General features: G+C 74.9%; 13 protein-coding genes and 1 pseudogene. 11 read left to right on the top strand and 3 right to left on the bottom strand.

Translation table 11 applies throughout. The annotated features are described in order from the left end of the window. Positions 1–90 precede the first annotated feature (90 nt). Together ABZS58_RS01190 and ABZS58_RS01185 are read left to right on the top strand one after the other, a co-directional pair. The gene (locus tag ABZS58_RS01190; RefSeq protein WP_354776302.1) at positions 91–5,322 is read left to right on the top strand and encodes a hypothetical protein; all 5,232 of its coding nucleotides are present in this window, start codon (positions 91–93) and stop codon (positions 5,320–5,322) included. Between the two features lie 23 nt (positions 5,323–5,345). Continuing rightward, complete coding sequence (locus ABZS58_RS01185; protein ID WP_354776300.1) at positions 5,346–5,729, top strand: hypothetical protein; 384 nt, start codon at positions 5,346–5,348, stop codon at positions 5,727–5,729. Between the two features lie 3 nt (positions 5,730–5,732). Here ABZS58_RS01185 and ABZS58_RS01180 read toward each other — a convergent pair whose 3' ends face one another. Further along, positions 5,733–7,397: a GDSL-type esterase/lipase family protein gene (locus ABZS58_RS01180; protein ID WP_354776298.1), complete on the bottom strand. Its 1,665-nt coding sequence runs from the start codon at positions 7,395–7,397 to the stop codon at positions 5,733–5,735. Between the two features lie 65 nt (positions 7,398–7,462). Between ABZS58_RS01180 and ABZS58_RS01175 the strand changes: the two genes are divergently transcribed. From ABZS58_RS01175 to ABZS58_RS01150, 6 genes are all read left to right on the top strand, one after another. Continuing rightward, positions 7,463–8,968, top strand: coding sequence for a glycoside hydrolase family 76 protein (locus ABZS58_RS01175; protein ID WP_354776296.1), 1,506 nt, complete (start codon positions 7,463–7,465; stop codon positions 8,966–8,968). A 75-nt stretch (positions 8,969–9,043) separates the two neighbouring features. Beyond that, positions 9,044–9,559 carry an RNA polymerase sigma factor gene (locus tag ABZS58_RS01170; protein WP_354776783.1) on the top strand — a complete coding sequence of 172 codons (516 nt, stop codon included), beginning with the start codon at positions 9,044–9,046 and terminating at the stop codon, positions 9,557–9,559. After that, positions 9,556–10,353: a hypothetical protein gene (locus ABZS58_RS01165; protein ID WP_354776294.1), complete on the top strand. Its 798-nt coding sequence runs from the start codon at positions 9,556–9,558 to the stop codon at positions 10,351–10,353. Before ABZS58_RS01170 ends, ABZS58_RS01165 begins: the two co-directional genes overlap by 4 nt. After that, positions 10,350–11,228: an ABC transporter ATP-binding protein gene (locus ABZS58_RS01160; protein ID WP_354776292.1), complete on the top strand. Its 879-nt coding sequence runs from the start codon at positions 10,350–10,352 to the stop codon at positions 11,226–11,228. The genes ABZS58_RS01165 and ABZS58_RS01160 overlap by 4 nt, the downstream gene beginning before the upstream one ends. Then, positions 11,225–12,814, top strand: coding sequence for a hypothetical protein (locus tag ABZS58_RS01155; protein ID WP_354776290.1), 1,590 nt, complete (start codon positions 11,225–11,227; stop codon positions 12,812–12,814). The genes ABZS58_RS01160 and ABZS58_RS01155 overlap by 4 nt, the downstream gene beginning before the upstream one ends. 136 nt (positions 12,815–12,950) lie before the next feature. After that, the gene (locus tag ABZS58_RS01150; RefSeq protein ID WP_354776288.1) at positions 12,951–13,721 is read left to right on the top strand and encodes a hypothetical protein; all 771 of its coding nucleotides are present in this window, start codon (positions 12,951–12,953) and stop codon (positions 13,719–13,721) included. Between the two features lie 293 nt (positions 13,722–14,014). Here the strand turns inward: ABZS58_RS01150 and ABZS58_RS01145 are convergent, their stop codons facing one another. Together ABZS58_RS01145 and ABZS58_RS01140 are read right to left on the bottom strand one after the other, a co-directional pair. Beyond that, positions 14,015–15,616: an ABC-F family ATP-binding cassette domain-containing protein gene (locus ABZS58_RS01145; RefSeq protein ID WP_354776286.1), complete on the bottom strand. Its 1,602-nt coding sequence runs from the start codon at positions 15,614–15,616 to the stop codon at positions 14,015–14,017. Positions 15,617–15,823: 207 nt separating this feature from the next. After that, positions 15,824–18,790, bottom strand: a complete 2,967-nt coding sequence (locus tag ABZS58_RS01140; protein ID WP_354776284.1) for a hypothetical protein — start codon at positions 18,788–18,790, stop codon at positions 15,824–15,826. Positions 18,791–18,814: 24 nt separating this feature from the next. Between ABZS58_RS01140 and ABZS58_RS01135 the strand changes: the two genes are divergently transcribed. From ABZS58_RS01135 to ABZS58_RS01125, 3 genes and pseudogenes are all read left to right on the top strand, one after another. Then, positions 18,815–19,315, top strand: a complete 501-nt coding sequence (locus ABZS58_RS01135) for an acyl-CoA thioesterase (RefSeq protein ID WP_354776282.1) — start codon at positions 18,815–18,817, stop codon at positions 19,313–19,315. 36 nt (positions 19,316–19,351) lie between these two features. Beyond that, positions 19,352–19,534: pseudogene (locus tag ABZS58_RS01130) on the top strand (sigma factor); the annotation flags it as partial. A 19-nt stretch (positions 19,535–19,553) separates the two neighbouring features. Continuing rightward, a complete protein-coding gene (locus tag ABZS58_RS01125) occupies positions 19,554–19,877 on the top strand; it encodes a sigma factor-like helix-turn-helix DNA-binding protein (protein WP_354776781.1) in 324 nt (107 codons plus the stop codon). The last annotated feature ends 767 nt before the right edge of the window (positions 19,878–20,644 follow it).

Genomic DNA, 20,644 nt, shown 5'->3' with positions numbered 1-20,644 from the left:
AAACAAGGCATTCTTCCCAGTAGGGCGTGAACAGCCGGGGGTGGCCGCACACGCGGTCACCCCCGGCTGCGGCCCGGGGGGAGGAGTCGCGTGGAGACGTATCCGTGCCCGGCGTGCGGTGGCCCGGCCAGTGAGGCCACCGGATGCCGCGATTGCGGCCGCCCGCACGACCCCGATGCCGCCGCGCTCGCCCTGTTCCAGCGCACCGTCGCGGCGCTGGAGCAGAAGAAACGCGACCTGACCGACAACAACCAGAAGCTGCGCCGCCAGCTCGCGCACGCCTCCGCGCAGCGCGACTCGCTGCGCCGCAAGGTCCGCCAGGCCGTCGACCACGAGCAGCAGGCCAGCCGCGTCCGGCGGCCCCGGCTCGGGCGCGGGCCGAAGATCGAGAGCACCCCGCCGGTCGCCCGGCAGGCCCCGCAGACTCCGCAGCGTGCGGCAGCGCCGGAGCCGGAGGTGTATTCCCCGCGCGCGCCCCAGACAGGTGGGACGCAGGCGCCGGAGCGCCCCAGGATCGCGGCCCTGCCGCAGATGCGCCGCCCGCCCGGCGGCGGCGCCGGCCCGAACCCTCCGGTCGACGAGCCGGAGGCGACCACCTCCAGCATGCAGGCCTCGGTCCTGGCGCTCGGCGGCCTGCTCCTCGCCGGCGCCGCGATCGTCCTCACCACCGACGCGTTCGGCAGCATCGGCACCGTCGGCCGGGTGGTCCTCCTCGCGCTGATCACCGCAGGCGCGCTCGCGCTGCCGCTGATGCTGGTCCGCCGCGGCCTCACCGCCACCGCCGAGACCGTCGCGTCGGTCGCGCTGCTGCTCGTCCTGCTCGACGGCTACGTGCTGCGCTCCGAGGGACTGCTCGGCGTCGACCGGCTCAAGATCAGCCTGTACATGGGCGTCGTCTGCGCCGCGACCGCCGGCATCGCCGCCGTGTACAGCATGCAGAGCCACCTCATCGCGTCGCGGTACGCCACCCTCCTCGCGTTGCAGCCGGTCCTGCCGCTGCTCGCCTTCGACACGATCCGCGGCCCCGCCGGGTGGTCCCTGGCGCTGTCCGGCGTGGCACTGATCAACCTCGGCTTCGGCGTCGCCCTCGGCCAGTCCGTGCGCCGCCGCGTCGAGCAGCGTGCGGCGGATCCCGCTGTACAGCCGGATCCGCCGCCGCACGAGCCGCACACCGTGCAGACCGACCGCTTCGCCGACGCGCTGATGCGGGACGCGGCCTGGCTGCTGTTCGCGATCACGTTCGTCGTGGCGCTGGTGTGCGCCGCCGCCGCGCTCGCCACCACCACGGCCCTCGGCGAGACCGTCCGCGCCGCCGCCGTCACGCTCCTCGCCGCCGCCATCGGCGTCGCCGGGGCCCTGTCCTGGCGGCGCGGCGTCCTGCCCGACATCGCGGCCGGGATCGCCACGGTCGCCGTCATCGCCGCGGTCGCACGGGTCGGCGCCGTCGCGTTCCCCGGCTCCACGCTGCTCTTCCTCGCCCTCGCCGTGGCGCTCGCCGCGGCCGGCGTGCCATTCCTGCCGGGCGACGCCCGCCGCGGCCCCCGCTACGCAGTCTCCGTCGCGGTCGCCGCCACCACGCTGCTGCTCGTCGTCACCGTCCTGCCCGCGCTCGCCGCGCCGCTGGACGCGGCGTGGCCGGTGTGGAAGGCGGACCTCGCGGCCTACCGCACGGACGTCGACGCCGCCGTCGGCGCCGACGGCTGGCAGTCCGTGCTCGCGGTCCTGCTGCTGACCGCCGCCGGTGTCCTCATGCTCAGCGGCCGCACCGAGCCGGTCGACGTGCCGCTCGGCGGCGCGTCCTGGCCAGGGACGCGCCTCGGCGGGATGTTCGGCCGCCGGTCCGCCGAGGTCCGCCCGCAGCCGGGCCCGCCGCCGGGGCTGTGGCCCGGGCCGCTGGGCGGAGCGGAGAGCGGGCCGCGCACCGGCGTCTGGGACGACCCCCGGCCCGAGTCCCCGCCCGGCCCACGCGCGGGGATGACCGGCACGGCGAGCACCGCCAGACCGGCCGAGGTGCGCAGCGGCGCGTTCGTCACCGTCCCGCCGCCGGAACGCTTCCGCCCCGACGTCGCCGTCATCGGCGCCGCCCTGACGCTGCTCATCGCGCCCGCCGCGTTCGGCCTGACCTGGCTGGCGATCCCCGCCCTCGCGGTGTCCGGCGCGGTCATCGCGGGCGCCCTCGCCATGCGGGTCCGCCTGGCCCATACCGCGTGGGTGTGCCTCGGCGCCGCCCTGGTCCTCGGCCTCTACGCGGCCGCCGCCAGCCTCGCCCGGCCGTCGGCGACCGCGCTGACGCTGCTGGTCATCGCCGTCGCCGGGGCCGGCATCGCGCTGCTGCCCCGGCCGCACCGCACCGACACGGAGGGGGAGCACGTCACCCGCCGGGTGGCCGACGCCGCCGCCGGTGGTGCCCTCTTCGCCCTGCCGGGCGCCGCCGCGTCCGGCGCCGCGATCCTCTTCGGCGACCTGCCCGGCGGCGCGACCGTCGTGCTGGTCATGAGCTTCCTCGCGCTCGCCGTGACGCTGGGGTATGCGGCGATCACGCAGGTCGCCCGGGGTTCGCAGAGCACGCCGCTGCTGATCGGCGCGACCGCCGGCGCCGTCGCGGTCGCCGTCGCCGTGCTCCGCGCGGGCGGCGCCACCACGATCGACCTGGTCATCGGCCTGCTCATGGTGATCGCCGCGGCGATGCTGTGGACGGCGCCGCGGATGGACGACCGGCAGACCTTCGGCCCCGACTTCACCGGCGCCGACGCCGCGGCCGCCGCCGTGACGATCGCCGGGATCGGCGCCGTGGCCAGGGCCGTGTCCCTCGCCTCCGACGGCATCGAGGTCGTGACGCTCGCGCTGCTCGTGTTCGCGGTCGCGGTCGCCGCCCGGACCCTGCCCGACGAGTGGCGCCGCGGCCCGGTCGCCGGCGCCGCCACCGTCGGCGTGTGCACCGGCCTGTACGCCGGCACCATGTCCGTCATCGGCGCCGTCGGGGTGATCCGCGCCGCCGACCCGCCGTGGCGGGCCGTCCTCGACGACCGCTGGCTCGCCAACGCCCAGCAGCTCGCGACGTACGGCTGGCAGGTGCCGATCGCCCTGCTGCTGCTCGCCGGGGCCGCCGCGATCGCACTGCCGCAGCCGTACGGCGACGACACCGCCTCCGCGGCGGCCGCCCTCGCCGCCATCGGCGCCCCCGTCGGGCTCGGCCTCGGCTGGCAGGCGCCGATGGTCGTCGGCTGGATCGCCGCGACCGGGATCGCCGCCTGGGCCGCGACCGCGACGAGCTGGCGCGCCGCCTACACGCGGCTCGGCGCGGCCCTGATCGCCGGCATGTTCGCCGCCGGCGCGAGCCTCGTGCGGCCCGGCGCGACCGCCGGCACCCTCGTCGCGCTCGCGCTCAGCGGCGTGTTCGTCGCCGGGCTCGCGCACACCACCGCGGCCCGCCGCGGCAACTCCTCCAGCAACCTCCCAGACGGCCCGCTCACGTTCGTCGGCGGGTGCGGGGTCGCCGCCGCGCTGTTCGCCTTCGCGGGCGCCGCCGCGGCCGCCGCGGGCGGGCTGCACCCGGACCGCGTCAGCACCGTCCTCATCGCCGCGCTCGCGACCAGCGCCGCCGGGCTCGCCGCCGCCGCGACCGGTGCCCAGCAGTTCCCCGGGTACCTGCCGTACGTGACCGTCGGCGTCGCGGGCGGCGCGACCACCACTGCCGTCGTGGCACTGATCGTCGAGCGGGACGGCGCGGTCGTCCACGCCGCCGCCGCGGCGCTGCTCGGGGTCCTCGCCGAGCTGTTGCGGGCCACCTGGCAGCGCAACGTCGAGTGGGTCCCGGCGGCCGGGTTCCGCCCCGACAACGCCGGGCCGTCCACCGGCCGCTGGCGGCAGGTCAGGGCGCCCCGCGGCTACACCCTGGGGGTGGCGGCGGCGGCGGGTCTACCGGCGCTCATCGTCGTCGTGTTCGTCGCGCCATCGGTCTATGCCGCGCTCGCAGGGCCGTACAAGTGGATCCAGAAACCATGGACGGGCACCGCGCAGACCGCGTCGGACCTCGGTGACCTGGCCCGTTTCGCGGGCAGCGGCACCCACGTGCTCGCCGCGGCGCTGCTCACCATCGCCGGCGCGCTGATGGCCGTCGGCCTCGGCGGCTCGGGGCAGGCGGTGGCCGGTCGCGCGGTCGCGATCGTCGTGCCCAGCGCCGCGCTGACCATGCTCATCGCCCCGGCCGCGCTGCACGCGCCGTGGCCGTGGCAGCCGACGGCGGCGCTGCTGGTCGCCACGATCGCCGGGCTCGGGCTGGCCCTGACCGTCCCGCCGGAGGCCGACAGCTCCGACGGCCGGATGCTCATCAGCGCCCGGCGGCTCGTCTTCGTCATCGCCGTCCTCGCCGCCGGGGCCGGCGGCGCGGGCAGCCTCGCCACCAAGCAGCAGACCCTGACCTGGCTCGGCGGCTCGATCGTCGTCGGCGCGGTCGCCGGCATCTGGGGCCGCACCCCGAACGGCCGCATGCTCGGCTGGCACGTCGCCGCCTCGACCGCGCAGGGCTTCGCCCTCGCCGCCGGGCTCGCCGCCGGCCTGCCGCTGCGCCAGTGCGCGTTCCCGCTGCTGATCGTCGCCACGATGCTGCTCGTGCTCGGCGCGGCGCTGCCCCGGCTGCGCCCCAGCAACAGCATCAACCGGGAGGCGATGACCATCGAGGCCGCGGGCTACGCCGGCGCGGTCGTCGCCGTGCTGCTCACTCTCGGCTCCGCCGCGCACACCGCGGCGGCCCTCACCGCCCTCGGCGCGGTCCTGGGCCTGTCCGCCGCCCGGAAGGGCCGCAGCGGGCAGCAGCGGGTCGTGCTCATCATCGCCGCGTCCGTCGCCGAGCTGATCGCGATCTGGCTGCTGCTCATCACGGTCAAGGTGGCGCTGATCGAGGCGTACACGCTGCCGTTCGCCGCGCTCGCGCTCATCACCGGCCTGCTGGAGATCCGCCGCCGGCCGGAGCTGGGCAGCTGGCTCGCCTACGGCCCGGCGCTCGTCGCGGGCTTCGCGCCGAGCCTCGCCCTGGCGATCGCCAACGAGGACTCCCCGCAGCTGCGCCGGGTCCTGCTGATTCTCGGCGGGGTCATCACCGTCGCGATCGGAGCGGCCCGCCAGCAGAAGGCGCCGGTCGCGGTCGGCTCCGCGGTGACGATCATCGCCACCGTCAACGAACTGCTGCGCATCGGCCTGCCCGTCTGGATGCTCCTGCTCCTCTTCGGCGGCACGGGCCTGCTCCTGATCACCCTCGGCGCCACGTACGAGCAGCGCCAGCGCCTCGACCGGCTGCGCGGCGTGTACCGCGGCATGCGCTGAAGCCAGGTGTAACATCGACGTGCGTGAGTGCGGAGATGGTGTGTGACGAGCGTGACTTCGCCTACACGGTGCACGTGGCCGGGTGTGGCGAGATGCGGCGCGCCGGCCAGCTGCGGGCCTGGCGCGAGGACGACGGCGGTCTGCTGGTCCTGCTGACGGTCCACGGGGCCAGCCTGGAGGACGAGTCAGGGGTGGTCGCCGACCAGGTGCGGCTGCGGTTCGTCGGCGAGCAGGTCGACGTCGTCGCGTATGAGCCCGGCTGGTGGGGCGCCGGCTTCGCCTACCTGCGCTCCGTCGGCGGCACCCGCTGGGTGCCGCTCGACGCGCGGGTGCTCGCCGACCGGATCGGGCCCTCCTTCGTCATCGACGACGAGGAGGGCACCGGGTCCGGCTGGGGTGGCGCGTAGGTCTCAGGCGCCTTCGATCTCGAGCTCGTAGATGCGGGTGGCCGGGTCGGTGGTCTGGGTGGGGGCACCGACGACCAGGCGCACGTAGCGGGCGGTCACCGGGGTGATCCGGTGGCTGGTGACGCCGTCGGTGTTGGCCGTGACGGTCACCGCGGTCGTCCACGTCGCGCCGTCGCCGCTCACCTGGATGGTGAAGGCGCGGGTGTTCAGCGCCTGCGCCTCGCCGCCCGAGGAGGCGTGCCGGACCACGAACCGGCGCACCGTCCGGGCGGCGCCGAGGTCGGCCTGCAGGGTGGCGCCGGCGACGCCGCTGCACCACTTGCTGTTGCCGGTGACGACGCCGTCGGTGGCCTTCGCGGCGGCCTCGGCGGCGACGCAGGGGGCGCTGCCGGTGACGGTCGCGCCGCGGGTGAGGTTCGCGCCCGGGTAGGCGCCGCCCTCGTCGGTGATCGCGATGTCGTCGACGTACCCGCGGAAGACCCCGGTGCCGGTCGGGCGGTCGAAGCCGACGTCGACGCGGGTGACCGTGCGGCCGGCGAGCGCGCCGAGACCGACCCGGACCAGGTTCCACTGGTTGAGGACCAGGTGGCCGCCCTCGCCCTGGAACTGCGGGTGGGCGCGGACGCCGTACTGGTCCACGGCGCCGGAGTCGCGCAGCGCCGAGCCGTCGCTGAACTGCAGGTCGACCGCGACGAACGTGCCGGTGGCCTGCTGCGGGTAGATCCAGTACGACAGCGTGCTCGACGCGCCGAGTGGCAGGTCCGCGGCGAAGATCCGCTGGTAGGAGTAGGACTGGGTGGCGGAGGTGTCGTTGCCGGAGTACATCAGCGCGGAGGTGCCGCTGCGGGCCTGTTCGGCGCGCGGGGACGACTCCATCGCGGTCAGGGCGCAGCAGTAGCCGCCGACACCGATCGCCGCGCCGGCGCTGTCCAGCCATGTCGGCGCGGGGTCGCCCGCCTCGAACGGCGCCCGCAGCAGCGGCCAGTCGCGGCCGTCGCCGAGGACGGATTCGAGGGCGGTGTACCAGCGGACGGCCATCTTCGCGTAGCCGGCGTCGTTGGGGTGCAGCGTGTCGTTGAGGTCCGACGCCGCCAGTGTCGACAGGTCGGCCAGTTTCACCCTGGGACCACGGGAGCCGACGAGACCAGGGACAGCCGCGTTGAAGGTGTCGATCCTGGCCTGGATCGTGGCGTCGAGCGCCGGCACGATCTTCGCGACCAGCACGGTGGCGGTGGGGCGCGCCGCGAGGATCTGGTCGATGAGCGAGCCGAGCCGCTGCGGCGCCGTGCTCACCTGGTAGTTCTGGTTCATGTCGTTGGTGCCGATGTGCAGCAGGACGACGTCGGGCTGGTAGGTCGCGAGCCAGCCGTCGACGCTCGCGGCGATCTGCTCGATCCGCCAGCCGGAGTGGCCCTCGTTGTCGGTGTCCGGCAACGTCCCGGACTGCTGCGAGCCGACGAAGTCGACGTTGTAGCCCGCGCCGGCGACCAGGCGGTTGTACAGCGGCGCCCGGTAGCTGGAGCTGGAAGGGCTGCCGACGCCCCAGGTGATCGAGTCGCCGAGCGGCATGACCTTGATCGGCCGGGTGGTGACGGCGGCCTGGACGGGTGCCGCGACCGCGGCCATACAGGCCACCAGGACGGCGGCGAGCACGAGGATCCGGCGCATGCTGGGGCTCCTAGACATTGACGGCTGTGGCGAGTCTGTCGGCCGTGATCCGGTTGTGTCAAGAGTTGACAGAACTGTATGCGTGGGGGATCGTCGATGAAAACCGGATGGCGGTCCGGGCCCTGCTCCCCGTTGCCCGGGAGGCCGCCGTGCGCCTGCTCGTCATCCCCGCGCTGGTCCTGGCCGCCGTGGTGGTCGCACCCTCGCCCGCTTCGGCGGCGACCGTGGTGTGCAACCGCTACTGCGACGGCCGCGACGCCGCGCTCGCCCCCGCCGACCGGCAGACGGTCGGCAGCACCCTGTACGGGCGCCGCTTCACCGTGCATCTCAACGACACCGACGCGATGGCGTGGGCGAGCATCGACAACGGCAAGGCCGGCGACGAGGTGTGGCTGGACCGCTCCTTCGACGGCGGGCGCACCTGGGTCGACAGCCGGCTCGGCTTCGGCACCGTGCCGGCCGGTGCCGCCGGAAGGCGGACCGCGCAGTTCAACGTCGACAACTGGGCGCTGAACGGGGTCGGGGCGCTGCGCGCCTGCGGCAAGGCCGGTGACCGGCCCGAGCTGACCTGCACCGCGTGGACCCGCAGCACGTGGAACGCGTGGGACCGGCGGACCGCCGCCGCCACCGCACTCATGATGCAGTACAACCTCGGCACGGGCCTGTTCGGCAACAACGACTGGTGGACCTCGGCGAACGCGCTCACCGCCGTCATCGACAACAGCCGGCGCTCGGGGATGGGCAGCTACCGGTACGCCATCGCGAACACGTACGACAAGCAGGTCACCGCGAAGCTCGGGCAGTTCCGCAACGAGTACCTCGACGACACCGGCTGGTGGGCGCTCGCCTGGGTGGCCGCCTACGACGCGACCGGCGACAGCCGCTACCTGAACACCGCGCGGGCCGGCGCCGACCACATGTACGCCTACTGGGACACCCGATGCGGCGGCGGGGTCTGGTGGAAGACGGACCGCCTGGTGAAGAACGCGATCGAGAACAGTCTGTACATCCAGCTCAACGCGGCGCTGTCGGCGCGGATCCCGGGCGACACCGTGTACCGCGGGCGGGCGGTCGCGGGCTGGAACTGGTTCCAGAGCACCGGGATGCTCAACGCGTCCAACCTCGTCAACGACGGGATCAGCCTCAGCACCTGCCGCAACAACGGGTCCGTCACCTGGACGTACAACCAGGGCGTGCTGATGAACGCTCTGGTGCAGCTCAACCGGCTCACGGGTGACGCGTCTGCGCTGAGCGTGGCCCGGCGGATCGGGGACGCCGTCACGGCCAGCGGCTACCTGTCTCCCGGTGGCATCCTGCGCGAGCCCAACGAGAGCGACACCTGCTCGGGTGACGGGGTGTCCTTCAAGGGGGCGGCCGTGCGTGGCCTCGGGGTGCTCAATGTCGCCGTCAACGGTGCTTACAACGGCTATCTGCAGCGCAACGCGGACAGCGCGTTCGCCAACGCCCGGGACACGCTGGACGCCTACGGGAGCCACTGGGCGGGGCCGCGGACCGCCACCAACCACAGCTGCCAGCACAGCGCGGTGGATCTGCTCAACGCCGCTCCGTAGTTTTTCCTCCGGGGTGTGAACCGATCGGGTGGCTCGATCCGATGATGGGGTGTGAGGGTTCAATCCGACGCTGATCTGCTCGCCCTGGCCGCCGCCGGGGACAGAGCGGCGTTCGAGGTGTTCTATCGGCGGCACGCCGTCTGGTTGCGATTGCGGCTTCGGTATCGGTGTGCTGACGAAGCTCTGGTGGACGACTGCGTCCAGGAGACGTTCCTGGACGTGTGGCACGGTGGCGCCGCCCGGTATCGCGAGGACGGTGACGTCACCGGCTGGCTGTGGCGGATCGGCTCGCGGCGGCTCGTCGACGCGCTGCGCCGCACCAGCGCCCGCGACCGGCTCGGCCGGCTGCTCACCCGGCTGCGCGGCCGTGACGAGCCCTCCGCTGAAGAGCACGTGCTGCTCGGTGTCGAGCACGGCGACCTCGCCGGTGCCCTGGCGCGCCTCTCGCCGGAGCTGCGTGCCGTCATCCAGGCCACCGTCCTGGACGGGCTCACCACCGCCGAGGCGGCGGTCCTGCTCGGCATCCCGCCCGGCACGGTCAAGACGCGGGCGATGCGCGCCCGCAGGCAACTGCGGCAGGAGCTGGCATGAGCGACTGGCATCTCCAGGATTCCGACCTGCACGGATATGCGGGCGGAGGGCTCGCCGGGCCGCCCCTCTGGTCGGTGGAGTCACACCTCGGCGCGTGCGCGTCGTGCCGTGACCGGCTGGCGTCCTTCGCCGACCCCGAGGCGGTCGACACCGGCTGGGCCCGGCTCGATGCCTCGCTGGACGCGCCCGTGCCCGGCCCGGTCGAGCGGCTCCTGCTGCTCCTCCGCGTGCCCGACCACACGGCCAGGCTGCTCGCCGCGACCCCGGCGCTGCGCCTGTCGTGGCTCGTCGCGATCGCCCTGACCCTCGCGATGACCGCGACGATCGCCCGGCTCGCCGACCCGATCGTGTTCCTCGCCGCCGCGCCGCTGCTGCCGCTGCTCGGCGTGGCCGTGTCGTTCGGGCCCGGCATCGACCCCACCTATGAGATGGCCCTCGTCGCGCCGATCCAGTCGTTCCGGCTGCTCCTGCTGCGCTGCGCCGCCGTCGTCTCCGCCAACACCGCGCTCTGCGCGCTCGCCAGCCTCGCGCTGCCGGACGCCGGGCCCGGCGCCGCCGGCTGGTTCCTGCCGTCGCTCGCGCTGACCGTGCTCGCGCTGCTGCTCGCCCCGCGGTTCGGCACGGTCACCGCGGCCGTCACCGTCGGCGTCGGCTGGACCGCCCTCGTCGCCGGCCTGGCCGGCGCCCTCTTCACCGCCGCCGGCCAGGCCGGCACCGCCCTCGCCGTCGCCCTCGCCGCCGCGCTCCTCGCCCGGCGGGCGGCCACCTTCGACACCACCAGGAGACTCCGATGAGCATCGACGCGATCACGCCCGGCACCGCCGTCGCCGTGCACGCCGACGGCCTGACCCTGCGCTATGGGCGCAAGGCCGCCCTCGACGGCGTCACGCTCGACTTCGGCACCGGCGTCACCGGGCTCCTCGGCCCCAACGGCGCCGGCAAGACCACCCTCCTGCGGATCGTCGCCACCGCGCTGACCCCCGACGCCGGCTCGCTGCGCGTCCTCGGCCACGACCCGTGCACCGGCCCCGGGCGGCTCGCCGTCCGCCGCCGCCTCGGCTACCTGCCGCAGGACCCCGGCTTCCACCCGGGCTTCACCGCGTTCGAGTTCGTCGACTACGTCGCGATCCTCAAGGAGCTGACCCACCGCGGCGACCGGCACGCGGAGGTCCGCCGTGTCCTCGCCGCCGTCGGCCTCGACGACCAGCGCCGCACCCGCATCCGCGCCCTGTCCGGCGGCATGCGCCAGCGGGTCGCGCTCGCCGCCGCCCTCGTCGGCGACCCCGACCTGCTCATCCTCGACGAGCCGACCGTCGGCCTCGACCCGCAGCAGCGGATGCGCTTCCGCGAGCTCTTCGCCGACCTCGGCGAGGACCGGGCCGTGCTGCTGTCCACCCACCAGACCGAGGACGTCATGTCCCTGTGCCGCGAGGTCGTCGTCATCGACCAGGGCACCGTCCGTTTCTCCGGCACCCCCGCGGCGCTCGCCGCCCTCGCCGAGGGCCGGGTCTGGACCAGCGCCACCCGCGAGCCCGGCGCCCTCGCCTCCTGGCGCACCGGCACCGGCCTGCACCGCCACGTCGGCGACCCACCGCCCGGAGCCGAACTGCTCACACCCACCATCGAGGACGGCTATCTCATGCTCGTCGACGTCAGCGGTGCGTCGTGACCATCGTCGCCGCCGCTCCACCCGCTGTTCAGGTGGCGCCGCGCCACCGGGCGATGCTGGCCCTCGCGCGGGTCGAGTCCGTGCGATTCCTCCGCCATCCGCTGACGGTCGCCGCGCTGCTGCTCTTCGTCTCCCCGTGGATCTATGACCTGTTCACCGGCACCACCGACCGCTATCCGGTGCTCCACGACAAGGCCGTCGGCATGCAGCTGCTCGGCCTGTTCGTCCTCGGCGGCGCCGCCCTCGTCGTCGCCAACCTCAACGCGCTGCGCGCCCATCGCCACCACACCGACGCGCTCTACTCCGTCCTCGTCCTGCCCGGCCCGTGGCGCACCGGCGCGTTCCTGCTCGCCCCGCTGCCCTACGCGGCCGCCGTGCTCGTGCTGGTCACGGCCCGCGTCGGCGCTCTGTCCCTCCTGCCCGGCGCCGCCGGCCACGCCGACCCGGCCGAGCTCGTCACGATCCCGGTGCTCGTCGTCCTCTTCGCCGCCGCAGGCGTCCTGCTCGCCGGCCTCATCCGCTCCGCCGTCGTCGCGCCGCTGGCCATGTTCGCGTTCGCCGTCGCCGCCTTCACCGTCCTGGTCGTCGCCGCCGAGGGCAACGCCACCCTGCGCCTGCTGCTCCCCGTGATGTTCGGCGACCTGCCCTTCGCGCTGCCGTCCGACCTCGTCGACCGTCCGGCGCTGCGCCACCTCGCCTACGTGGCCGGCCTCGCGGCCCTCGCCGCCGTCGCCGCCGTCGTCCGCTCCGGCGCCCGCGGCCGGCCCGTCGTCGCCGCCGCGGTGCTCGCCGCGACCCTCACCGCGACCGCCGGCGCCGCCCAGTTCGCCCCCGACGACGCCCGCCGCCGCGCCGCCGTCACCGCCACCGACAACCCCGCCCAGATGCAGACCTGCCACCGCCGCGGCGACGTCACCTACTGCGCCTTCGACGACTTCGCCCCCTGGATCCCCGGCTGGGAGGCGGTCCTGCAGGGCGTCCGCCGCCCCGTCCCCGCCGTCACCGGCCCACCCCTCGCCGTGCGCCAGCGCGTCTGGGCCGCCGGCTATCCGACCGGCAGCTCCATCACCGTCGACCTCACCACCGAGGTCGCCCGCAACACCGCCTGGTCCCGCGCCGCCGACGCCGCGGGCACCCCCGCCGCGATCCCCGTCGGCACCTCCTGGGACGACGACACCTCCGCGGCCGCCTTCGCCGCCGCCGTCGCCCTGCGCCTGCTGACCGGCAGTGCCTTCTCCGCCGACGGCCGCAGCGTCTGCGGCGCCCGCGGCGCCCTCCTCGTCTGGCTCGTCGGCCAGGCCACCCCGGCCACCGCCAAGGGCCTGCACCGCCTCGACGCCCAGAGCTCGGGCAGCCTCGCCTTCACCGAGCCCACCACCTTCATGAACCTCGCTGTCCCCGACCGCGACGCCGCCACCGCCCTCGCCGCCCTGCGCCGCCCTCCGGCCGAGATCGGCGCCCTGGTCGCGGCCCACTGGCAGGAGCTGACCGACCCCGCCACCCCGGCGGACCGCTTCGCCGCCCTCACCGGCGTCCCCATCGCCCCCGAACCCCCACTCGAGGAGCGCTACACATGCACACCCTGACCCCCACCCGCACCCCCACCTGCGGCCCGACTTTTCCTGCGGCCCGGCGCGGTCCGGCTTGTGCTGTGGTCCGGCGGGGTCCGGCTTGTGCTGCGGTCCGGCGAGGACCGGACACGGTTCGAGGGGGGCACCGCCCATGAAACGACTCGCCCTCGTCCCGCCGACGCTGCGCGCGATCCGCCGCGGTCCGGTCCTCGGCGCGATGGCCACCGGTCTCGCGTTCGTCGCCGTCCCCGCGGCGCTGACCGTGACGCTCAGGACCGACAACCTGGCCGTCCTGCTCCGGCTCGGCATGGCCTGCGCCGCCGTCGGCATCGCCTTCCTGTTCGACGACCCCGCGAAGCCGACCACCGCGACCGTCCCCGCCCCGGCCTGGCACAGCCTCGCGATCCGCGCCACCACCGCCGCCGCGGCCATGTCCGCGTGGTGGGCCGCCGCGGTCGCCATCACCCTCACCGGCGCGGAAGACGGCACCGGCGACGCCCTTCCCCTGCCCGGCCTGGCACTCGAAGCGGCCGCCGTCGGCGCGGTCGCCCTGGCCGCCGCCACCCTCGCCTGGCGCCTCACCCCACGCGGCCACGCCAGCCCCGCCGCCGCACCCGCCGTCCTGGTCGTCTTCGCCGCCCTCGCGTTCGCACCGCAACGGGCCGCGGTGTTCGTCAGCGTCGCCGCCCCCGACTGGGATGCCGCCCATCACCGCCTGACACTCCTGCTCGCCGCCTGCCTCGTCGTGGCCGCCGCGGCGGCAGCCCTGCACCCGCCCCGCCGCCCGCCGCCCACACCTCGCCCCACCAGCCAGGCCCACTCATCGGCCCACCGTCCCACCCCGTCGACCGGCTCATCGACTTCCCCGGCAACGGACTCACCAGCTGACCGGCCCACTTCGGCGACTGGCCCACTGGCCTGACCCTCAACCGGCCGCCTGGCGCATCCTTCTCGTGATCCGGAAGACTTGTTGTCGCCAGAGAGCCTGTTGCGTTTTGGCGGAAAACTGTCTCGTCGACGGTCGTCGCGACCCTCGACGGCTACCGATCGGCCGCGACCGGCTCGCACAGCCGTGTTTTTCTCAGCACGGAACGTGAGACGGCCATTTCGCAACAGGCTCCAGAGCAGCAAGAAGTCTTCCGGATCACGAGTGCCGATGGTTGTGGGAGTCGATCCGGGGGCTCCCACTCGCCGTGGTCCGTGAGAACTGGCCGGTCAGGCGGCGGTGACGTGGCCGGCGGAGACCTCCCAGCGCTGGTCGAAGCCGACGTTCCGAGCGAAGTACGCGTCGTGCGTGATCATGACCATGGTGCCGTGGTAGGCGCGCAGGGCTTCCTCGACGACGTCGATGGCTTCGAAGTCGAGGTAGTTGGTGGGTTCGTCGAGGAGGAGGATCTGGGCGCCGGTGTTCACGATGACGGCGAGCAGCAGGCGGCGCAGCTCACCGGCGCTGAGGTCGCGCAGGCGGCGGTCCCATTCGTCGGGGCCGAACAGGTGCGCCTCGAGCAGGGTTTCGGCGTCGTCGACGTACACCGGGACCCGGGAACGAAAGAAGCTCAGCACCGTGCGGTCGTCGCGGCGCAGATGGTCGTGGGTCTGGGGGAGGACGGCGACGTCGGCGCCGGTGCTGACGGTGCCCGCGTCGAGCGGGAGCCGGCCGGACAGGGCGCGCAGCAGGGTTGTCTTGCCCGCGCCGTTGGCGCCGGTGACCAGGACGCGGCCGCGGACGTCCAGGTCGACGTCGTCGAGGATGCGGCGCGAGCCGAGCTTGACCGTGAGGCCGCGGGCGGCCAGGACCGACGCGTCGTCCGGCAACGACGGGAACGCGAGGGTGAGCGGCGGGCGGGTGGTGGGCTCCGCGATCCAGCGTGCGGAGGTCAGCTGGCGGGTCAGCCGGCGCTCGCGGGCCTTGGCCTTCTTGGCGACCTTCTTCGCGTAGCGGCGGATCTTGTCGGAGCCGAGCCCTGACCGTACCGACTCCTCGACGCCGCGGGCCTGGTCCTTGGTGCTGGCGATGTCGGCCTCCAGGCGGCGGCGGAACTTCTCCTGGGCCTCGTGGTCCAGCAGGAGCTTCTGCCAGCGGCGGGTCTTCTCGGCGCGGTAGTCGGTGTAGCCGCCTTCGTACCACTGCGGCGTCGTGTGGATCCCGTCGAGCTCGACGATCCGGGTGACCGTCCGGTCCAGGAACGCCCTGTCGTGCGTGACGACCAGGACGGCGCCGCGGAAGCCCGCGAGGAACTGGCCGAGCCATGCGGTGCCGGCGGCGTCGAGATGGTTCGTCGGCTCGTCGAGGATGAGGACGTCGGGGGTCGCGAGCAGCACCTTGGCGAGCATCAGCCGGGCCTGCTCGCCGCCGCTGACGTCGCGCAGCGGCAGGTCGTCGGGCAGGTGCGCGATGTCGAGCCGCTCCCGGACCTCGGCCCGCCGTTGCGGCGCCGTCCAGCCCTCCAGGGCCAGCCAGCGCTCCTGGACCCGCCCGTATTCGTCGAGGAGTGCGGGCTCGTCCGCCAGCCGCGCCTCGAGTGTGCGCATCCGCCGCGCGAGCCGGTCGGCCTCGCCGTCGCTCAGAAACGCAAGAACAGCAAGATCTGGGTGTTGTACCTGCTGAGCGAAGTACCCGATCCTGCGCCCAGGGGCGAGACCGACGTGCCCGCTGGTCGGCTTCTCCGCACCGGTCAGCAAACGCAGCAGCGTGGTCTTCCCGGCACCGTTGGGCCCGACGAGCCCGAGCCGGTCACCGGCGTTCAGTGTGAGATCGACGCCCTCGAACAGCAGCTCGGCGTCGTAATGCTTGGACAGGGCGACAGCGCGTAGCAAGGTGGCCTCGCAGCGGGAGTGTGAGCGGACGGGAACACGGCCCGGCCGGTCTCCCGGTCAGGCGTTCGGCACGTCCTGCGAATCACACCCCGTCATCCTCTCCCGGCAGGGCCCGACGTCGCCACGGGTTTTCCGCTGGTACGGCGAAAGGGCCGCCCCTCGCAGGTGGCGGCCCTCACGTGGTGCCGTGGTTCAGGTGCGCTTTTCTCAGGTGCGGTCGCGCGGCGGCGCGGACCACGGCGACGTCGGCGGCCCGTCGTCGCCCTCGCCCGCGGCCGTCCGCTCGGCGGCGAGCCGGTCGAGCTCCGCCTGCGCGTTTGCCCGCCGCTCCGCCTCGCCGCGCGCGAACGCGGCCCGGCGTTCCGCCTGCTCGGCGGCGCTCGGCGCGCCCAGGCGGGTGGTCACGTCGGGGTCGACGGGCCCGATCCGGGTCGTCGCCTGCTGGTCCGCGCCCGGCTCCTGGACGGGGTCGGTGGCCCGCATCGGCGTGAACCGGGTCGTCGCCTCGTCGCCGCCGACCATCGGGTGCTCACCGGTCTCGCCCTGCGCCGCGTGCCGGGGCCGCGACGGACGACCGGGGTGCAGCGCTTCGGTCTCCTCCTCGCGTACGCCCCGCCGCCCGGCACTGAACCCGTCGAACGAGGGCCCCGCCAGGATCGACGTCTCCCGCACCACCTCGGACCGCGCCGCCCGCGACGGCAACGCCCCACCACCCCCGGCGACCGGCGGCTGCGCGGCGGGCGCTTCCTGCTGGGCTGCCCCGAGCGGTTCGGTGGCGGGCTCGGCGGCGCTGGGCCGCCCATACCTGGTCTGCGGAATCCCCGAGGGGGGCGCGACCGATTCGGACGCTGGACGCAGGTTTCCCCCGCCGCCACCGTACGGCGCGGGCGGCGTCGCCGGCGCCGTCAACGGCCGCGTCGGCAGCTCGTCGCCCGCCTCCTGCGAGACGGCCTCCCCGCCAAGCCCGGCAGGTGCCCCGGACCACGGCGTGTTCCCCGCCGTCCCATCACCGCCGGCCACCCCGGCCGCCCGCAACGGCGGCGCATGCGTAGCCCCACCCGCAGCCGCCGCGGCCGTGGTCCCAGCGGACGACGGCTGCCCGACCTGCGCCGCCGCGCCCCCGGCACCGGGCGGCGCGGAAGCAGGCCCACCTGCGGGCGGCGCGGACGCAGGCGGCGCCGAGGCGGGGCCACTGAACTGCGGCGCTGTCGCTGCGGTTGAGGCCTGCCCCGACTGCGGCGGCGCGGAAGCGGGCCCACCGGCGGGCGGTGCCGACGCGGGGCCGGCGAACTGCGGCGCCGCCGCGGCCGCCGGGGGCTGCCCGAACTGCGGTGCGGGCGGTGCGGACGCCGGGCCGGAGAACTGCGGCGACGCGGGTCCCGAAGCGGGCTGACCGACCTGGCCGAACTGCGCAGGCGGCGCCGACGCCGGACCCGACACGGGCGGCGCGGAGGCCGGACCGGTCGAAGGCGGCGCGAACGGCGCGGGCGGTGCGAACGGGGCCGGCGGCGCCGACGCGGGTCCGGATGCCAGCGGTGGGGCGGGCGGCGCCGACGCGGGTCCGGTTGCCGGGGCGAACGGTGGCGCGGACGCGGGTCCGGATGCCGGTAGTGCGAACGGCGCCGATGCGGGTCCGGACGCAGGCGGGAACGGCGGCGCGGACGCGGGCTGCCCGAACTGCGGCGCGGGTGGTGCCGACGCCGGGCGGGGTGCGCCGGGCGGAGCGAACGGCGGGGCCTGCGCGGCTCCGGCGGCGGGCCTGAACTGGGTCGTGGAGCCCTGGCCAGGTGCACCACCGGGCGGATACGGCCCAGGCGGCGTGCCAGGAGCCGCCGGCGCGGCCGGAGCGGGCGGTCCTCCCCGCCCGCCGAGCGACGGCGGGAACGGCCCCGGCGGTGGCGTCGGCGCGGCACCGGCGGCCCCGGAAGCGGCGGGCGGCTGCGCACCATAAGACGGCGCGGCGGGCGGCTGAGTGCCATACGACGGTGCACCAGAGGCCGGTGCGGCGGGGGACTGGGCGCCGAACGGCTGGGCTCCCGACGGCTGCGCGGATGTCGGTGCGACAGGAGGCCGTGCGGTGGGTGGCTGTCCGCCGGGCGACTGGGCGGTGGGCGCCTGTGCCGCAGGGGGCTGCGTGATCGAGGACCGGGGGACCGCGGGTTGGGCGGCGGTCGAGTCAGGGGTCAGCCACAACGGGGCCGCCGCGCTGCCTCCCGGAGCCGACACCTGTGCCGGACCGCCCTGCTGGCCAGGACGCACACCGGCCGGAGGCTGGGCGCCGAACTGCCCCGCATGCCCTGCCCCGGACTGTCCGGGCGGCGGGAACGACCCGGCGGGCGGGGACGAAACCGGCGGCGTCGCGGCACCCGCCGCACCGAACGACCCGGCCGCAGACCCGGCCGCGAACGACCCCGGCGCGGACGAGCCCGGCTTCGTGAGGGAACCCGGCGGCGCCGAGACCGGCGGCGCGGAGGTCGGGAACGAGCCAGGGCCGCCGGAGGAAGCGGGCGGCACCGGCTGGGTGGCGTCGGACGGCAGGCCCTGACCGCCGTACGCGGGAAGCACGGAGGTCGAGCCGCCGCCGGGGTAGGGAGGCAGGACCGAGGTCGCGCCCGCGGCGGGGAACTCCGCGGTCTGCGGGGCGTGCGGGGTCCGGCCGGCGAACTGCGGCGGTGCCGCCGGGCCCTGGCCGAGGGGGAACTCGTGCGGGTCGAGGGGCTCGCCGCCGGCCGCGGCGACAGGAGCGGCCGCGGGCCAGGCGCGCCAGCGCTTGACGCTCGCGGCGGCGACCAGCAGGGCCAGGCCCAGGACGGCGGTGGTGCCGTTGACGATCGGCAGCTGCAGGTTGATCTCGAGGCCGGCGAGCTTGTAGTCGGCGGGCAGGCCGTCCAGGGCGCCGAGCGGGTCGATGAAGAGGCTCACGTAGAGGCCGAGCAGCGCCAGTCCGGCGACGATCGGGCCGACGGGGGAGATGCGCAGGGTGGCGATCAGGCCGATGAGGAGGCCGGCGCCGAGGAGGTAGGCGGCGGGCGCGATGAGGTCGACGCTGTCGAAGGCGCCGCGCTCCACCCACTTCGCCACCGTTACGGTGGATTTCTGCTGGCCGAGGGCGATCAGCAGCCACGCGATCGGGGCGATCAACATCCCCGCGATCAGGCTTCCCACGTGTCGCATGGTTCGCACCGTACCGTCTGTCCCATGAAGGAGCACACCGGCCGACCGACCGCCTATTCGAGGGTCACGCTGAGCCGGATCATGACCGCCGTCGACGTGAATCTCTATGGCACGGTCCACGGTGGTGTGATCATGAAGTTCGTCGATGACGTGGCGGGTGCGGCCGCGGCGCGGCACACGGGCGGGACGGCGGTGACGGCGTCGATCGACGAGATCCTGTTCCTGGAGCCGTTGCGCGTCGGGGATCTCGTCCACGCGTACGCACAGGTCAACTGGACGGGGACGACGTCCATGGAGGTCGGGGTCCGGCTCGTCGCGCAGCGCTGGGACGAGGTCGCGGAGCCGGTCGTCGTGGCGACCGCGTATCTGGTGTTCGTGGCCGTGGACGCGGACGGCAAGCCGCGGCCCGTGCCGCCGGTGGTGCCCGACTCGCCGGAGAACGAGGGGCGGTGGCGGGAGGCGGAGATCCGCCGCGAGCACCGCCTGGCCCGCCGCGACGCGATCCAGCGGCACCGTCAGAAGTAACGGGAACATGACACCGCCGTCCGGACAAGAAGGGGTGTGGACCCGGAAGGCAACCTCTTGATCGCGGACGGCTTCACGGCCCTCTACGACCGGCACGCGCGGACGCTGTACCGGTACTGCGCGCGCCGGGTCGGGCCGGACCTCGCCGAGGACGTCGTCGCGCAGACGTTCCTCGTCGCGTACGAGCGCCGGCACGTCTACGAGCAGGACCAGCCGCCGCTGCCGTGGCTGTTCGGCATTGCCACGAACGTGCTCAACCGGCACCGCCGCGACGAGGTGCGCGGCTACCGCGCCCTGGCGAGGACGGGCGTCGACCCGGTGCAGGAGAGTCACGCGACCCGCGCGGAGGAGCGCACCGACGCGCAACGCCGCAGCCGGACGGTGGCCGCGGTCCTGGCGAAGCTGCCAGGCGGCAGCGGGACGTGCTGCTGCTGTTCGCGGTCGCCGACTGTCCTACGCGGAGATCGCCGAGGCGCTGGGCCTGCCGGTCGGCACGGTCCAGTCGGCGCTGCACCGGGCCCGCACCAAGATGCGCAAGGCGTTGGAGGACGAGGACCGATGATTGATGACCTTGAAGCGGTACGGGGGTTCCGCGCCGACCTGGACGAGCCCCGCGACGGCACCCTGGCGGGAGGACGCCTGCGGTTGACCGGCACCACCACCACAAGAGCGAGAAGCAGGAGCTGGGTGCTCGCGACCGCCGGGGCGGCCGTCGCGGTCGCGGTGGTCGTCGGAGGGGCGGCGACGATCAGCAGGGGCGCCGGGCCGGGGCAGGATCAGCCGGTGGCGGCGCCGCCGTCGGGTGCGACCCCGTCCCAGGTGTGGGACCTGCCGATCACCCAGGGGACGAGGGCGCCGATGCGCCCGCCGGTGACCGGCAAGGCCGGCGCCAGTCACGCGAACGCGGTCGCGGCGCTGAACCGGCTCGCCGGGCAGCAGTCCGGTGACCCCGTGACCGTCGGCGCCGGGCAGGTGCTGTACGTCAAGTCCTACAACCTCCAGGAGGGCGCCGAGGCGTATGTCCACGAGCTGTGGGTGGACCCGGCGACCGGGGTGACGCTGCGGATCCGGCGGGCCGGCGAGACCACGGACATCGACCAGATCCTGTCGCAGCCGGAGATCGGCGCGGACATGGTGATGACCGCAGACGGGTTCACGTTCGTGGACTTCGCCACACAGCCGCGGCCCGCGGCGCCCGCCGAGCCGCCGCGCTCCGGACCGAGGCCGGGCGTCACCGGTTCAGCCACCACACCGAAGCGTTGAGCGCGGTGGCGGCACCGAACCCGAGCAGGCCGAGCCACTGCGGGCGGTGGTGGTGCGGCAACGACA

It is taken from the genome of Dactylosporangium sp. NPDC005555 (genome assembly GCF_040605635.1).
In the GTDB taxonomy this organism is placed as follows: domain Bacteria; phylum Actinomycetota; class Actinomycetes; order Mycobacteriales; family Micromonosporaceae; genus Dactylosporangium.
Note: the sequence above shows the minus strand (reverse complement) of the source record. Positions and strands in the feature narration are given on the sequence as shown.

What these genes read in the sequence shown, in the direction of transcription:
- ABZS58_RS01180 (WP_354776298.1), bottom strand. Translation starts at nt 7,397, where the DNA reads ATGCGCCGGATCCTCGTGCTCGCCGCCGTCCTGGTGGCCTGTATGGCC.
- ABZS58_RS01165 (WP_354776294.1), top strand. Translation starts at nt 9,556, where the DNA reads ATGAGCGACTGGCATCTCCAGGATTCCGACCTGCACGGATATGCGGGC.
- ABZS58_RS01160 (WP_354776292.1), top strand. Translation starts at nt 10,350, where the DNA reads ATGAGCATCGACGCGATCACGCCCGGCACCGCCGTCGCCGTGCACGCC.
- ABZS58_RS01150 (WP_354776288.1), top strand. Translation starts at nt 12,951, where the DNA reads ATGAAACGACTCGCCCTCGTCCCGCCGACGCTGCGCGCGATCCGCCGC.
- ABZS58_RS01140 (WP_354776284.1), bottom strand. Translation starts at nt 18,790, where the DNA reads ATGCGACACGTGGGAAGCCTGATCGCGGGGATGTTGATCGCCCCGATC.
- ABZS58_RS01135 (WP_354776282.1), top strand. Translation starts at nt 18,815, where the DNA reads ATGAAGGAGCACACCGGCCGACCGACCGCCTATTCGAGGGTCACGCTG.